The 14,458-nt window shown below is 50.4% G+C and carries 15 protein-coding genes; 7 read left to right on the top strand and 8 right to left on the bottom strand.

The annotated features are described in order from the left end of the window. Positions 1-92: 92 nt before the first annotated feature. Complete coding sequence (locus tag DBY95_RS03645) at positions 93-653, top strand: hypothetical protein (RefSeq protein ID WP_003746257.1); 561 nt, start codon at positions 93-95, stop codon at positions 651-653. An 87-nt stretch (positions 654-740) separates the two neighbouring features. Here DBY95_RS03645 and DBY95_RS03640 read toward each other — a convergent pair whose 3' ends face one another. Continuing rightward, complete coding sequence (locus tag DBY95_RS03640; protein ID WP_107723422.1) at positions 741-1,184, bottom strand: RpiB/LacA/LacB family sugar-phosphate isomerase; 444 nt, start codon at positions 1,182-1,184, stop codon at positions 741-743. A gap of 86 nt (positions 1,185-1,270) precedes the next feature. On the opposite strand from DBY95_RS03640, the gene DBY95_RS03635 reads away from it, so the two are divergent. From DBY95_RS03635 to cysI, 4 genes are all read left to right on the top strand, one after another. Beyond that, positions 1,271-1,924 (top strand): metallophosphoesterase, encoded by a 654-nt coding sequence (locus tag DBY95_RS03635; protein ID WP_107723421.1) that lies wholly within the window; start codon positions 1,271-1,273, stop codon positions 1,922-1,924. A gap of 137 nt (positions 1,925-2,061) precedes the next feature. Further along, complete coding sequence (gene nudB, locus DBY95_RS03625; RefSeq protein WP_107723419.1) at positions 2,062-2,526, top strand: dihydroneopterin triphosphate diphosphatase; 465 nt, start codon at positions 2,062-2,064, stop codon at positions 2,524-2,526. Between the two features lie 84 nt (positions 2,527-2,610). Further along, a complete protein-coding gene (locus tag DBY95_RS03620) occupies positions 2,611-3,144 on the top strand; it encodes an inorganic diphosphatase (protein ID WP_003678634.1) in 534 nt (177 codons plus the stop codon). Between the two features lie 169 nt (positions 3,145-3,313). Beyond that, complete coding sequence (gene cysI / locus DBY95_RS03615) at positions 3,314-5,071, top strand: assimilatory sulfite reductase (NADPH) hemoprotein subunit (RefSeq protein WP_070625725.1); 1,758 nt, start codon at positions 3,314-3,316, stop codon at positions 5,069-5,071. A 127-nt stretch (positions 5,072-5,198) separates the two neighbouring features. Here cysI and DBY95_RS03610 read toward each other — a convergent pair whose 3' ends face one another. The 6 genes from DBY95_RS03610 to DBY95_RS03585 all read right to left on the bottom strand — a co-directional run bounded on the left by DBY95_RS03610 (position 5,199) and on the right by DBY95_RS03585 (position 10,471). Continuing rightward, positions 5,199-5,786, bottom strand: a complete 588-nt coding sequence (locus DBY95_RS03610) for a hypothetical protein (RefSeq protein WP_070608717.1) — start codon at positions 5,784-5,786, stop codon at positions 5,199-5,201. Between the two features lie 90 nt (positions 5,787-5,876). Further along, complete coding sequence (locus DBY95_RS03605) at positions 5,877-6,383, bottom strand: hypothetical protein (RefSeq protein ID WP_003685697.1); 507 nt, start codon at positions 6,381-6,383, stop codon at positions 5,877-5,879. A gap of 449 nt (positions 6,384-6,832) precedes the next feature. Further along, positions 6,833-8,623: an assimilatory sulfite reductase (NADPH) flavoprotein subunit gene (locus tag DBY95_RS03600; protein WP_107723418.1), complete on the bottom strand. Its 1,791-nt coding sequence runs from the start codon at positions 8,621-8,623 to the stop codon at positions 6,833-6,835. Between the two features lie 190 nt (positions 8,624-8,813). Further along, the gene (locus DBY95_RS03595; RefSeq protein WP_107723417.1) at positions 8,814-9,137 is read right to left on the bottom strand and encodes a DMT family transporter; all 324 of its coding nucleotides are present in this window, start codon (positions 9,135-9,137) and stop codon (positions 8,814-8,816) included. A gap of 27 nt (positions 9,138-9,164) precedes the next feature. Beyond that, on the bottom strand, positions 9,165-10,034 hold the full coding sequence (locus tag DBY95_RS03590; protein WP_107723416.1) for an ABC transporter six-transmembrane domain-containing protein: 870 nt from the start codon (positions 10,032-10,034) through the stop codon (positions 9,165-9,167). Between the two features lie 11 nt (positions 10,035-10,045). After that, on the bottom strand, positions 10,046-10,471 hold the full coding sequence (locus tag DBY95_RS03585; protein ID WP_107723415.1) for a MarR family winged helix-turn-helix transcriptional regulator: 426 nt from the start codon (positions 10,469-10,471) through the stop codon (positions 10,046-10,048). 179 nt (positions 10,472-10,650) lie between these two features. Between DBY95_RS03585 and yddG the strand changes: the two genes are divergently transcribed. Then, positions 10,651-11,565 carry an aromatic amino acid DMT transporter YddG gene (yddG, locus tag DBY95_RS03580; protein WP_234394582.1) on the top strand — a complete coding sequence of 305 codons (915 nt, stop codon included), beginning with the start codon at positions 10,651-10,653 and terminating at the stop codon, positions 11,563-11,565. Positions 11,566-11,694: 129 nt separating this feature from the next. Further along, a complete protein-coding gene (locus DBY95_RS03575; RefSeq protein WP_107723413.1) occupies positions 11,695-13,005 on the top strand; it encodes a sulfate adenylyltransferase subunit 1 in 1,311 nt (436 codons plus the stop codon). 71 nt (positions 13,006-13,076) lie between these two features. Here DBY95_RS03575 and glyA read toward each other — a convergent pair whose 3' ends face one another. Beyond that, the gene (gene glyA / locus DBY95_RS03570) at positions 13,077-14,327 is read right to left on the bottom strand and encodes a serine hydroxymethyltransferase (protein ID WP_107723412.1); all 1,251 of its coding nucleotides are present in this window, start codon (positions 14,325-14,327) and stop codon (positions 13,077-13,079) included. Positions 14,328-14,458 lie beyond the last annotated feature (131 nt).

The following is a 14,458-nucleotide window of genomic DNA, read 5'->3' as shown; positions in this document are numbered from 1 at the left end:
GGCCGTCTGAAAAATGCTATATGCTTGTGTTAGTATAGCGCTGGCGGATGGAGTGTTTCATCTGCCATACTTTTAGTGAATAAGGAAAAACAATGAAAAAAACAAGTATCGTTAGGAAACTGATGCTCGCCATCGCTATGCTTCCGTTAGCTGTTCAAACTGCGCAGGCTGAGGAATTTGGGTCTTTCGGCGCTCCGCCTAAAGGCTTCAAAGTCGGCTATCAAACCGCGCAAAATGGTGTGACATTGATAGAACTTGTGCCGCAGAAACAGACTGTGGAAGACTGGACGCAAATGGTCACGCTGCAATCCATGGCAGGTATGAAACCGGGTGTTGAGCAGTTTTTCGGCAATCTTTCAGCCTCATGGCAGAATGCCTGTCCGCAAAGTAGTGTCAACCCAATAACGGCAGGTGAAGAAAACGGCTATCCATTCGCTTTGGTGATGTTGTTTTGCGCCAACAATCCGCAAACCAGCAAACCTGAATTTACTTGGATAAAAGCCGTACAGGGTAACGAAGCTTTGTACGTGAAGCAATATGCTTTCCGTTACGAGCCGACGAAGGCCGAGTTGACCAATGCCGTCATGCATTTGCGCAATTTACGCGTCTGCGACAACAGCGCAGGACATCCTTGCAATAAAAAAGGAAAATAAGCATTTAAATATTTTCAGACGGCCTTACCGGTTTTGCTAAAGCGAAACGTAACAAGGCCGTCTGAAAATATATGGAGCAACACGTATTTATTTTCCGCGCTCGTATGCTTCGATTTCTCCGACTTTAGGCGCATAGCTGCTGCTTGTGTCGTGGCGCAAATCCAACCAAATATCGACCAATGCCCAAGCGGCCGGCGCGGCAATCACGTTTTGCCCCATACATAAAACTTGCGCGTTATAGTTTTCCACCGAGCCGCGGATAGTAAGCAAATCATGTGCTGTCGCCGCTCGTATGCCGCGCACTTTATTGGCGGCAATTGCCGTGCCCACGCCGGTGCCGCAAATCAATAGCGCACGGTCGGCGCGTCCTGCCGCGACTTCTTCGGCTGCGGTAAACGAGAGTTGCGGATAGCTTCCTTCTGGCGAGGATAAATCGACCAAGCTGCTGACGCGCGTGTCGTTTTGCAGATGCGCTTTGAGCGCGTCTTTCAATATTGCGCCGTTGGCCGGCGCGGCAATAACCAAACGCATAAAAACTCCTTGAAGCACACAATAAACATCACTCAGCATACGCCCGCGCGTGATACGATTCAAGCTTGCAACGCAGAGAACACGGCATGAGCAAAACCTACTTCACATCCGACCTACATTTCTCACATAAAAACATTGCCAAATTCTGCCCGCAATTTCGACCGTTCGATAACGTGGAGCAGATGGATGAATTTTTAATCCAAACGTGGAATGAAACCGTTACGCCTGAAGATACGGTGTACAACTTGGGCGATTTTTCCTTTGCCCAAGACCATAAGCAGATAGAGCGCGTTTTGTCGCGGTTGAACGGGCAACATCACTTGATTTACGGCAATCATGATCATGTGATTCGGCAGCATGCCAATTTGTTCCGCAGCCAAACCAAGCATGACGGCCATCCGCTGCTGTCGTCCATACGGCCGTATTTGAAACTCAAATTGCCGGAAATTAAGAATACGCTGGTTCTCTTTCACTATCCGATTCAGGAGTGGGACGGCTGCTATCAGGGCTGGTATCACTTGTACGGCCATTTGCATGACAGGGTGGCGGAAATCAAAGGGCGTGCTTTAAATGTCGGATTTGATTTGCACGGCCGCTTTTTGACGGCGCAAGATGTCGATAAGTTTTTGTGTGATTTGTCTAAAATTTCGTATTTTGGCGAAGCAGTGTTGAAGGCCAATTCGCCGGAAGAAGCGGCAGAGCTGGTGTCTCGGAAACTGGCGCAGTTAAATCAGGTATAATTTCAGACGGCCTTTGCGGATTTCCGGCAAAGGCCGTCTGAATATCAATTTCCCATTTTTGAGTGATACATGGAAAACCTTTTGGCTTACTTACTACAAAAAATCAGCCTCCCCAATCAAACCGGCAAGGACAAGCCATGAGCGGTAAGCCTTTGAAGTATCCCGTTTCCGCTTTGGTTGTTTTGCATGATAAAGACGGCAATATCCTGCTGATTGAACGCACGGCGCCGCAAGGTTTTTGGCAGTCGGTCACAGGCAGCTTGGAAGAGGGCGAGCGTATCGAAGAAACCGCATGGCGCGAAGTGTGGGAAGAAACCGGTATCCGCCTTGCAGACGGACAGCTGGAAAACTGGCACGACAGCACCGTTTATGAAATCTATCATCACTGGCGCCATCGCTATCCCAAAGGCGTTTTTGAAAACCGCGAACACATCTTCTCCGCCCAAATTCCGCGCGATACACCCATCGTCCTGCAACCGGACGAACACGTTGCCTACGGTTGGTTTGATGCAGAAGAAGCGGCGGAAAAAGTGTTTTCCCCTTCCAATAAACGCGCAATTTTAGAACTGGTCAAAAGGCTGAATGCCAAAAAGGCCGTCTGAATACGACAGTTTCACATTTTCAGACGGCCTTGGGTTTGCTATACTTTCGCCGTTTGACTCTCTTTAAAATCAAAGGAAACCATCATGGCAGACTTCAACAAAATCCTGACCCCGGGCGACGTGGACGGCGGCATCATCAACGTTGTCAACGAAATCCCTGCAGGCAGCAACCACAAAATCGAGTGGAACCGCAAACTGGCCGCTTTCCAACTCGACCGCGTTGAACCGGCAATTTTCGCCAAACCGACCAACTACGGCTTCATTCCGCAAACTTTGGACGAAGACGGCGACGAATTGGACGTATTGCTGGTTACCGAGCAGCCTTTGGCAACCGGTATTTTCTTGGAAGCACGCGTTATCGGCGTGATGAAATTCGTTGACGACGGCGAAGTGGACGACAAAATTGTCTGCGTTCCAGCCGACGACCGCAACAATGGCAACGCCTACAAAACTTTGGCCGATTTGCCGCAACAACTGATCAAACAAATCGAGTTCCACTTCAACCACTACAAAGACCTGAAAAAAGCAGGTACCACTAAAGTTGAATCTTGGGGCGATGTAGAAGAAGCGAAACAAGTCATCAAAGAATCTATCGAACGTTGGAACAAACAAGCCTAATCGGTTTGTCCCATCCAATATCAAGGCCGTCTGAAAGTAAAGTTCAGACGGCCTTTTTATGTTCCAAACCAATATAACAAAATCGTCTTTAAAACAAACAAACCATTCTTTCTCATTTTCAGACGGCTTCATTAAAGTAACGCCTATACCAAAAATAAGGAGTGCTTCAATGACTGCTACCACAACCGACCCACGAGCCAAGCTGCCTGAGACACCTTTGTCCGGCAACGAAGCCTTGAAAGAGCGCAGCGATTATCTGCACGGTACGATTAAAGAAGAGTTGAAAGACGATTTTACCGGTGGCTTTACTGCCGACAACTTTCAGCTTATCCGCTTCCACGGTATGTACGAACAGGACAACCGTGATATTCGTGCCGAGCGTACCGAACAAAAACTTGAACCCTTAAAAAACATGATGTTGCGTTGCCGTTTGCCCGGCGGCATCATTACGCCGAAGCAGTGGCTGGGTATCGACAAATTTGCCGGTGAAAATACGATTTACGGCTCTATCCGCCTGACCAACCGTCAAACCTTCCAATACCACGGCATTCTGAAAACCGATTTAAAACAGGCACATCAGGCATTGCACAAACTTGGTTTGGATTCCATTGCCACAGCCAGCGATGTCAACCGCAATGTGTTGTGTACCAGCAATCCTGTGCAAAGCACTTTACATCAAGAAGCCTATGAATGGGCGGCGCGCATCAGTATGCACCTTCTGCCGCGCACCATGGCATATGCCGATGTATGGCTGGACGGTGAAAAAGTGTTCACGACCGAGCCGACCGAGCCGCGCAATAAAGAAATTGCCGACGACGTAGAGCCGATTTTGGGTAAAACCTATTTGCCGCGCAAATTTAAAACTGCCGTCGTGATCCCGCCCGATAACGATGTGGACATTCATTCCAATGACTTGGGTTTTGTGGCGATTGCAGAAAACGGCAAGTTAGTGGGTTTCAATGTATTGGTCGGAGGCGGTTTATCCAGCGAACACGGTAATACCAAAACTTATCCGAACACTTCTTACGAATTTGGTTTCGTTCCGCTTGAATACACCCTCAATGCTGCCGAAGCTGTCGTTAGCACCCAGCGCGACTGGGGCAACCGCAGCGACCGCAAAGCTGCCCGTACACGCTATACGCTGCAACGCGTGGGCGTGGATGTGTTCAAAGAAGAAGTCGAAAGGCGCATGGGCATTAAGTTTGAACCCATCCGCCCTTACGAGTTTACCCACCGCGGCGACCACATCGGCTGGGTACAAGGGCATGAAGGCAACTGGCATTTGACTTTGTTTATTGAAAACGGCCGCCTGCTCGATTATCCCGGCAGACCGTTGAAAACAGGCATCCGCGAAATTGCCAAAATCCATCCCGGCGACTTCCGTCTGACGGCAAACCAAAATCTGGTGGTTGCCAATGTACCGCCCGAATTGAAAGACACGATTGATAAAATCGCCAAAGACCATGGCCTTATCAGCAAATCGATTACCATCCAGCGTGAGAACTCGATGGCCTGCGTTGCCTTGCCGACCTGTCCGCTGGCGATGGCGGAGGCTGAGCGTTTCCTACCAACATTCTCCGATAAAATTGACGAAATGTTCGCCAAATATGGTTTGGAAGACGAATACATCGTTTTGCGCGTAACCGGTTGCCCCAACGGTTGCGGCCGCGCCATGCTGGCAGAAATCGGTTTGGTCGGCAAAGCGGTCGGCCGCTACAACCTTTACGCAGGCGGCAACCGTGAAGGCACACGCATTCCGCGCCTGTTTAAAGAAAACATTACCGAACCTGAAATCCTTGAAATTGTCGAAGGCTGGGTGGCAGATTGGTCTCGAAACCGTTTGGATGATGAAGGTTTTGGCGATTTCGCAATCCGTACCGGCATCGTCAAACCTGTATTGGACGCTCCGCGAGACTTCTGGGCATAACGCATACAAACAGATCCGCAAGTCTACAATAAGAAAATAGAGAAAACCAAAGGCCGTCTGAAAATCATATTTTCAGACGGCCTTTTATATTGTGCGTATTTATATCAAAGATGGAATATAAACCGAATCAGCGACGGCGGCCAAAGCCCCGACCCATACTTGGGCGGCGGTAGTTGGAAGGCTGACGCGCGGTTTCGCGGTAACGCTGTTGCTGTTGAGCGTTTTGTTGTTGCGCATTTTGCTGTTGGGCACGCAGGGTACGCGTATTCAGCTGTTGGCTGGTGCGTCCGTTTGGACGTGCGGTTTGATAATAGTTGGCACGGGCTTGACGGGCAATCGGGCTGTTTTGATTGCGTGCCTGTGTGAATTTGTTGGCCAATGCGTTGCCGATAAATGCACCGGCTGCCGTGCCCACCAAGCTTTGCAGCAGCCAGCTGCCGGTGGATTGGTCGTAGATGTATTGTTGGCCGTCTGTACCGGTTACCGGTTGGCCGTTGTTGCCGTTGGCTTGTGCCTCGGCAGGAATGGTGTCTTTCACGGCTTCAGGCGTGAGCTGGTAAACCGTATTGTCTTCTTGTTGGCCGTTTTGTTGTGCCAACTGTTGTTGCAATGCTTCGATTTGTTTTTGCTGCTGCTCAAGCTGCGCTTGGGTATTGTCTTTGCAGGCAGCGAGGGCAAAAGTGGAAAGGGCGGCTAAGGCAATCAGTTTTTTCATTATTTTTCCTGAGAGAAGTTTGTCTTTGCCGAGATTTCGGCGGAGTGTGTCTGCCTAATATTAAACCATTTCCCTGTTTTTCAAGTGGTTTTACAAAATAATATTGGAAAGTTGCGCTGCAAATGCACGGCTGTTGGCAGCCAGATTGCCCAGCGCAGGCATTTCGTGTTCGGTTTCGATAATCAGCAGGTTGGCAGGGCGGCGGGTGTGCAGGGACATTTGCATTTCAGCGGGAGAGAAGGGCATGTGATGGCGTTTGGCGAAAGCTTCGGCGCGTTTGTTGGCGGTTTTGAGCATAGGCAGCAGGGTAATGTCCAAATGGAAACGGCGTACGCCCAAAACCAAAATACGCGCTGCGAAGAAATCCGCTTCATCAGTAAAAACGTTGGGGCTGCTTTGATTGAAGTCGTGGCGCTCTGCGGCAATCAAGGTCGCGATGGTGCGTACTTGCGGAATCAGGGCTTCGCTGATGAGGCTGTCAGGCGAATCAGGCAAAGTGTGCATGTTGAGCATGCTGTGGTGGCTGTTGCTGTCAACGACCATGCGGCAGGTGTGTAACATTTGTGTTTGGCTGTGGATTTTAGTTGAGGCAGTCATGGCTGTATTCCTTATTTCTTAAAAATGGGTGGATTTAAGCGGCCATGGTGGGTATAAAAAAAGCCGCTCAAATGAGGCGGCTCTAATTTGCGTATTTTCAATTTGGTCTGTTTTAGACAAGCGCAAAAAAGTACCGCACGTTTGTGTGGTACCAATAGAAGAAAGTAGCAGAGCGTTGCGCGGTTTGCATGATGAAAATACGTCTTTAATGTATAAAAGAATGGAACGTAGTTTAAAACAAGAATGCCAGTAATTTCAATATCCAATCGACAAAACCCACCAATAAATCTACAAGTTGTTGTAATCCTTCCAATTTATTTTCTTTCGAGTGAGTCAAATTTGCACAATTATAATGCAAAACCGGGTGAATTGATAACAATCCGAGCAGGCTCTTTAAAAAGGCCGTCTGAAAACTGAATTTCAGACGGCCTTTATTTTTGTTTATCCAATCAATAAATGTCGCGTTGGTAGCGTTTGTCTTCGCGCAGGTCGTTGAGATAGTCTTCGGCTTCGTCACGGCTGAGTTTGCCTTGGGTTTCGATGACTTCGATCAGGGCGTTTTCGACATCGCGTGCCATGCGTGCGGCGTCGCCGCAGACGTAGATGTGTGCGCCTTGTTGCAGCCAGTCCCAAACTTCGGCGGCGCGTTCGGCGATTTTGTGTTGGACGTAGACCTTGTGTTCGCCTTGCCGGCTCCATGCGAGGTCGGCGCGGGTGAGGAGGCCGTCTTTGCGCCATTCGCTCCATTCGAGTTGGTAGAGGAAGTCGTCAGCCAGGCGTTGGTTGCCGAAGAAGAGCCAGTTTTTGCCGCTGTCACCATTGGCGGCGCGTTGTTGCATAAAGGAGCGGAAGGGGGCGACGCCTGTGCCTGCGCCGATCATGATGATGGGTGTATCGCCGTTTTGTGGCAGGTGGAAGTTGGGGTTGGGTTCGACAAAGACGCGGACTTCGCTGCCTTCTTCGAGGCGTTCGCCCAAGTAGCCGGATGCTGCGCCGGTGTAGGTGTGGTCGTGGTGGTCGAAACGGACGACGCCGATGGTGAGGTGGACTTCTTCGCCGACTTCGTCTTGTGCGGAGGCGATGGAATAGAGTCGCGGGGTTTGTGGGCGGAAGAGGCTGTATAGGGTTTGTGCGTCCAGTGGGTGCGGATAGGCGGCAAATACGCCTACGGGCGGTGTGGTGGCGAGGTAGGCATCCAGTTGGGCTTTATCTGTGGCTATGGTTTTGAGTTCTTTGTTGTTTGTTAATTCGGCGTATTGTTGGACGAAGGCGGGTGTGTTTTGGGTGATGTCTGCGGATTCGGTCAGGGCGGTGCGGATGTCGGTTTCGCGGCCGTCTGAAAGTTGGACGGTTTCGCTGCCGGTCAGTTGGTTGAGGTCGAGGATTTCTTGAACGAGGTCGGCGGCATTAAGCGGCCATACGCCGAGCGCGTCGCCTGCCTGATAATGCAAACCTGAGCCGCTGAGGTCGATTTCGATGTGTTCGACGTCTTTTTCTGCGTCGCGCGATGTGATTTTTTGGCGCACGGATAGGGTGGCTGTGTAGGGTTTTTCTTTGGTGTAGACTGTGCCGCTGCTTGGTGTTGCCGAGCCGTTTGGTGTAGCGGTTGGACTTGGGCTTGCTGCTTGGGCGGTCAATTCGGCTACTTTGGGTACGACGGCGGCAATCCATGTGTCGACATCGGCTTGGAATTCTAAGTCGCAAATGCCCAAGTCGTTCAGACGGCCTGCGCCCAGTTCGGCAAATTTGGCATCAAAGTCTTTGCCTGCTTGGCAGAAGTTGGGATAGGAGGAGTCGCCAAGGCCCAAGACGGCAAAGGTGAGTTTGCTGAGATCAGGTTTCTTTTTGCCGTAGATGAATTTGTACAGGGGCAGGGCTTCTTCGGGCGGTTCGCCTTCGCCTTGGGTGGAGGTAACCAAAAGCACGATGTCTTCGTCGGGCAGGGTTTTGCTTTTGAAATCGCTTGCGCTGTTGAGGCGGGCTTCTACGCCGGCGGCTTGAAGTTTGGTGTGTAAGGATTCGGCAACGCTACGGGCATTGCCGGTTTGTGAGGCGGAGAGGACTAATACGCGGCGGCTGACTGTCGAGGCGGCTGTTTGCAGGGCAGATGGTTCGGCTGCTGCTCCGGATACGCCTTGGCTTTGCGCCCAGCAATAGCCAGAGAGCCAGGCAAGTTGGGTGGGGGATAGGGTGGAGAGTTGGACGGAGAGTTCGGGTGGAAGCGGATTGGCTTGGCTCATTTGGATTCCTTTGTTGGACGGCTATAACCGATTGTTTGAATAATGGACAATCGCCACTTTAAACAGGCCGTCTGAAAAAAGGAAAGAATGCTTGGTTTTAATTTAAGATGATTTCGTTATATTCGGGAAGGTATTAGGCCGTCTGAACATGCTCGTTCAGACGGCCTTGGATTGGATAGAAACGAGATTTTCAGTTTCCGCTGGAGAGTTTCATCACTACGACGCCGGAGATGATGAGAAATGCGCCAAGCCAGCGGCCGAAGTTGGCAGCATCGTTGAAAAATACAACGCCTACCAAAAAAGCCCCCGCCGCGCCTATGCCTGTCCAGACGGCGTAGGCTGTACCCATCGGAATACTTTTTTGGGCAAGGTAAAGGAAGTATCCGCTGCCGATGATGCAGGCAAGCGCGGCGGCAAAGCCATGCCAGCGGTAGCCTTCCTGTTGTGCCAGCTTCAAGCCTAATGGCCAGCCGATTTCCAGCATACCGGCTAAGATTAAATAAAACCAACTCATAATATATCCTGATAGTGTGTTAAGGTTTCAGACGGCCTTGGAAAGATTGTTTTCTTCCAAGAGTTCAACGCGTTGTCCGATATCTTTTAGATTGGAGTATTGTTCGACCAAGCGCGGTACATCGTCCAAGCTCATTGCAAACATCCATAAATAAGTGCTGACGGAATAGATATGGCCGGCGCTGCCATAGCCTTTAAGCGTCATGTGTATAAAGGCGAAGCCGAACAATACGCTCATTGCCATGCCGATACTGAGATAGCCTAAGGCTTCGCGGTTGGAAATCAGCACGCGTAGTTTGGCAACCCAGCCATAGTGGCGGTAGAGCTGATGCTCGTTGCCGTCGCGGATAAGGTAGTTGTCGCGTTCAAGCCGGTTGTTTAAACGGAAATATAGATTTTCGCTGATGGCGGCAAAACGCGGCAGCAACCATAAAAACAGGGCAAGTATCGCGACAGCCAATACACCCACCCAAAATTCCAGTATCAGCAACATCATACATGCACCGAAGATGGAGACCAGCGAAGTAGCAGCGATGGGCAGGTGTTCTTCAAAGAAACTGACAAACTCACGCGATAGAGCGACGCGTGCGGTAATGGCGGAATGCGGTACTTCTCGTTTGCGCTGTTCCAAAACGACCGGGATGGCTATTTCAGTATAGATTTTGGTAAATGTGCGCGTATCGGCTATCCTTCGGGCGGCGCCGATTATCCACATTAATAAAACCACCACACCATACAACATTGCCTGCCAGACGTTGCCTTCCATAACGGCATTAATCGCCCAGCCGCCAAATACGGGATATATCAGCAAGAGCAGATTATCCAAGCCGACGAGAGAGAAGGTTGTGATGAGTTTGCGGCGGTGTGTTTGACCGATGTGTTTCAACATTTTCCACATGGTTGCCCTCCTTATTTAGTATTGAGGGTTTGCGCCATTAATTCGGCCAACGCGTCCAAATCGGCAAACAGTCGGGCTGCACGTTTTTCACCGAAGGCGGTAAAAATTCGTTTGCTGAATTCCTGCATGTTTTGCATCAATGGTGCGGCAGATTCCTTGCCTTGCTCGGTCAGCGACAATAAGCGTTCGCGTTTGTCTTGTTCGCTTTCTTGAAATGTCAGCAAGCCTTGTTCCGCCAGCGTTTTGCATGTGCCGGAAACGGTTTGCTTGGGCAGGCTCCATTCTTCGCCTATGTATTTTTGAGTGCGGCTGCCTTCGGTGGCTAAGGTGTATAGCACGGCTAAGGTGTTGTAGTTGGTGTTTTGCTGTTTAATCCATTGGTCAAATGCGCTGTCTATGTGGCTGATGCGCATACCGAGTTGATCGAGCTGATTCATAAATTGGTCTCAATATTGACTAATTGGATGCGGATTATAGTCATGTTTAGGACTAATTGTAAATAGAAGGCCGTCTGAAACAATCATTTTCAGACGGCCTTGAAACCGTTAAAATAATTAATGTAGAAACGATATATTCAAACTACAATAAACCTAATAACATCTTCAACACATACGCCATGATTCATTTCTTATCTCAAAACATCTCCTCCAAACAAGCTACTGCCATCGGGCTGCTTGCCGTTGCTTTGTGGAGCTTTGTCATTTCTCTGATACGCTCTTTGAGCCTGCATATGGGGGCAGTGGGCGGCGCGGCAATGATGTACACCCTGTCTACCGTATTGATTTGGCTGATTTTCGGCCGGCCGCATTTGCGCAATTACAACCGCAGCTATCTGTTTTGGGCGAGCGTGTTTTTTGTCGGCTGCGAACTGTGTTTGTCGCTCTCGGTCGGTTTTGCGCAAAACGCGAGACAGGCGGTGGAAATCGGCATGGTCAATTATTTGTGGCCGACGTTTACCATCGTCGGAGCGGTATATTTCAACAAACAGCCGTCAAAATGGTGGATAGTCATCGGCTTTGTGCTGTCGTTTTTAGGGATTGCCACTGTATTGGGCGGCGATGTCGGCTTGTCGGTTTCCGGTATTTACCACAATGTCCGCACCAATCCCGGCGGCTACATCATGGCATTTGCGGACGCAGTGTTTTGGGCGGCATATTGTACGCTGACGGCGCGCGTGAAAGCGGAAGGCAGCAGCGTCGGCTTCTTCTTTGCGCTGGTGTCGATACTGTTGTGGATAGAGTATTTTCTCAGCGGCGCGGATACGTTGAGTTTTGATTCTGTATCGCTCGGCTATGCCGTTGCCGCCGCGTCTTGTATGGGCTTGGGCTATGCAGTGTGGAATATCGGTATTTCGCGCGGTAATCTGACTGTATTGGCAGGCGCATCTTATTTCATTCCGGTATTGTCTGCGGTAGTGTCATCATTTTTGATTAGCGCGCCTTTGTCCATGACGTTTTGGCAGGGTGCGGGAATGGTGTGCTTAGGATCGATTGTGTGTTGGTTGGCGACCCGGAGAAAACGGATAGCGTGAGGCAATATCCCATAGCTTTGCGATATAACGAAAACAGCTTTTTTAACAACCAAACATTCTTTCCCATTTTCAGACGGCCTGTTTAAAGTAGCAGTCAGTTTGAGAAATCACGAGAAATGGGAAAGAATCATGACCGCAGCTTCCGCTCCGCTTTTACGCTTCATTACGGCCGGCAGTGTCGATGATGGCAAATCCACCCTCATCGGCCGCCTGCTCTACGACAGCAAAACCTTGCTGACCGATCAAATTGACAAGCTCAACCGTGCCGCTGAAAACGGCGAAACGCCTGATTTTGCCAGCCTGACAGACGGTCTTGCCGCCGAGCGCGAACAAGGCATTACCATTGACGTCGCCTACCGTTATTTCGCTACACCCAAACGCAAATTCATCATTGCCGATACACCGGGACATGAGCAATACACGCGTAATATGGTTACCGGCGCATCGACTGCCGATGCCGCCATTATTTTGGTAGATGCCACACGCGTCGATTTTTCAGGCAGCGAGCCCGTTCTCCTGCCGCAGACCAAACGCCACAGCGCGATTTTGAAGCTCTTGGGCTGCCCCAATATCATCGTCGCCGTCAACAAACTCGACCTGCTCGACTTTGACGAAGCCAAATATCAAGCCATTACCGAAGCCTATCGAAAACTGGCAGAACAAATCGGCCTCCAAGCACAAATCCACTTCCTGCCCATCAGCGCCTTGAAAGGCGACAATATCGTCAATGCAAGCAGTCAAACCCCGTGGTATCAAGGTTTACCGCTTTTGCCTTTGCTTGAAAGCCTGCCCGTCAACCGTCAAAATGCCGCCGACCAAGCCGCGCATTTTCCCGTACAACGCGTGGCGCGCCAAGACGGCAGCAGCAGTGACGACTTCCGCGGCTATCAAGGCAGATTGGAAGCGGGCCGTCTGAAAGTGGGCGATGAAGTCAAAGTCCTGCCCAGCGGCCATGTTGCCAAAGTTGCCGAAATCTATAATGCAAACGGTAAAACCGAATCTGCCGAGGCAGGGGAAGTGTTGACTGTCGTTTTGGATACCGACATCGATATTTCACGCGGCAACAGCATTGTTTCAGCCGACAGCGCCATTGTTCCCGAACAACAATTTCAAGCCGCGCTTTGCTGGTTTGACGATATTCCGCTCAATCTGCGCCGCAAATATTTGCTGAAACACACTACCCAAACCACGCCCGTAAAAATCAGCGAAATTGCCTATGTTTGGGACGTGAACACCCTCAGCCGCGTCGAATCCGCCGAAACGCTCAAGCTCAACGACATCGGCAGCGTCAGTTTCAAAACCCAACAGCCTCTTGCCGCTGCCGCATACGAGGACAACCATGCCCAAGGCGCGTTTATTTTGATTGACGAAGCCACCAACCATACTGTCGCGGCAGGCATGATACGCAAAGTCAGCGAAACAAACAGTTTTGAAATTTAAAAGAAAAGTTGAAATAAAAAAAGGCCGTCTGAAGTTTCAGACGGCCTGTTATTTTATCCAAGGCGAAATGTTTATGCGCCGTAAACCGGATATTTATCGCACAAAGCAGTCACTTGTTCGCGGACTTTGGCGAGGTTGGCTTCGTCTTCAGGGTTGGCCAATACGTCGGCAACCAAGTTTGCCAATACGCGCGCGTCGGCTTCGTTAAAGCCGCGTGTAGTCATGGCGGCGGAGCCGATGCGGATGCCGGAGGTAACGAATGGTTTTTCCGGATCGTTCGGGATGGCGTTTTTGTTGACGGTGATGTGAGCTTTGCCCAAAGCGGCTTCGGCGGCTTTGCCGGTGATTTTCATCGGTTGCAGGTCAACGAGGAAAACGTGGCTTTCAGTACGGCCGGAAACGATGCGCAAACCGCGTTTAACCAACTCTTCCGCCATAGCGGCAGCATTGATTTTCACTTGTTTTGCGTATTGTTTGAACTCAGGTTGAAGCGCTTCTTTAAACGCCACGGCTTTGGCAGCAATAACGTGCATCAACGGACCACCTTGCAGGCTTGGGAAGATGGAAGAGTTCAGCGCTTTTTCGTGGGTATTGTCACGGCACAAAATCACACCGCCGCGAGGGCCGCGCAGGGTTTTGTGGGTGGTGGTGGTCACGAAGTCGCAGAATGGCACGGGGTTAGGATATTCGCCACCGGCAATCAGACCGGCGTAGTGCGCCATATCGACAAAGAGGTATGCGCCGACTTTATCGGCGATTTCGCGGAATTTTGCCCAGTCGATTTGCAACGCGTAGGCAGATGCACCGGCCACAATCATTTTAGGTTTATGTTCAAGAGCCAAGCGTTCTACTTCAGCATAATCGAGAACTTCGTTTTCATCCAAACCATAAGTAATGGCGTTGTAGAGTTTGCCGGAGATGTTGACGCTTGCGCCGTGGGTCAAGTGGCCGCCGTGTGCCAGAGACATGCCCAAAATGGTGTCGCCCGGTTTCAAAACAGAAGCGTACACGGCTTGGTTGGCTTGGGAGCCGGAGTGCGGTTGAACGTTGGCATAGGCGGCGCCAAACAGTTCTTTTACGCGATCAATCGCTAATTGTTCAACAATATCAACATATTCGCAGCCACCGTAGTAGCGTTTGCCAGGATAGCCTTCAGCGTATTTGTTGGTCAATTGCGAACCTTGGGCTTCCATTACGGCGCAGCTGACGTAGTTTTCAGAGGCGATCAGCTCGACATGGTCTTGCTGGCGCTTGTCTTCTTGGGCGATGGCTGCTGCCAAATCGGGGTCATATTGTGCGAGGGTAACGCTTTTTGAAAACATGTTCTCGATTCCTTTGTGATGGGCTGAAAATATAGGATGGAGTGCTGCGAATTGGTTCAAGATGAACTATTTTTCTTGCATTGTCAACAATTGTGTCGGGTGTTTGGTTTCAGACGGCCTGAGATTGAAGG

It is taken from the genome of Neisseria subflava (genome assembly GCF_003044935.1).
GTDB lineage: Bacteria > Pseudomonadota > Gammaproteobacteria > Burkholderiales > Neisseriaceae > Neisseria > Neisseria subflava_E.
Note: the sequence above shows the minus strand (reverse complement) of the source record. Positions and strands in the feature narration are given on the sequence as shown.

Coding starts and splice junctions, on each gene's coding strand:
- DBY95_RS03645 (WP_003746257.1), top strand. CDS start 93: ATGAAAAAAACAAGTATCGTTAGGAAACTGATGCTCGCCATCGCTATG.
- DBY95_RS03640 (WP_107723422.1), bottom strand. CDS start 1,184: ATGCGTTTGGTTATTGCCGCGCCGGCCAACGGCGCAATATTGAAAGAC.
- DBY95_RS03635 (WP_107723421.1), top strand. CDS start 1,271: ATGAGCAAAACCTACTTCACATCCGACCTACATTTCTCACATAAAAAC.
- nudB (WP_107723419.1), top strand. CDS start 2,062: ATGAGCGGTAAGCCTTTGAAGTATCCCGTTTCCGCTTTGGTTGTTTTG.
- DBY95_RS03620 (WP_003678634.1), top strand. CDS start 2,611: ATGGCAGACTTCAACAAAATCCTGACCCCGGGCGACGTGGACGGCGGC.
- cysI (WP_070625725.1), top strand. CDS start 3,314: ATGACTGCTACCACAACCGACCCACGAGCCAAGCTGCCTGAGACACCT.
- DBY95_RS03610 (WP_070608717.1), bottom strand. CDS start 5,786: ATGAAAAAACTGATTGCCTTAGCCGCCCTTTCCACTTTTGCCCTCGCT.
- DBY95_RS03605 (WP_003685697.1), bottom strand. CDS start 6,383: ATGACTGCCTCAACTAAAATCCACAGCCAAACACAAATGTTACACACC.
- DBY95_RS03600 (WP_107723418.1), bottom strand. CDS start 8,623: ATGAGCCAAGCCAATCCGCTTCCACCCGAACTCTCCGTCCAACTCTCC.
- DBY95_RS03595 (WP_107723417.1), bottom strand. CDS start 9,137: ATGAGTTGGTTTTATTTAATCTTAGCCGGTATGCTGGAAATCGGCTGG.
- DBY95_RS03590 (WP_107723416.1), bottom strand. CDS start 10,034: ATGTGGAAAATGTTGAAACACATCGGTCAAACACACCGCCGCAAACTC.
- DBY95_RS03585 (WP_107723415.1), bottom strand. CDS start 10,471: ATGAATCAGCTCGATCAACTCGGTATGCGCATCAGCCACATAGACAGC.
- yddG (WP_234394582.1), top strand. CDS start 10,651: ATGATTCATTTCTTATCTCAAAACATCTCCTCCAAACAAGCTACTGCC.
- DBY95_RS03575 (WP_107723413.1), top strand. CDS start 11,695: ATGACCGCAGCTTCCGCTCCGCTTTTACGCTTCATTACGGCCGGCAGT.
- glyA (WP_107723412.1), bottom strand. CDS start 14,327: ATGTTTTCAAAAAGCGTTACCCTCGCACAATATGACCCCGATTTGGCA.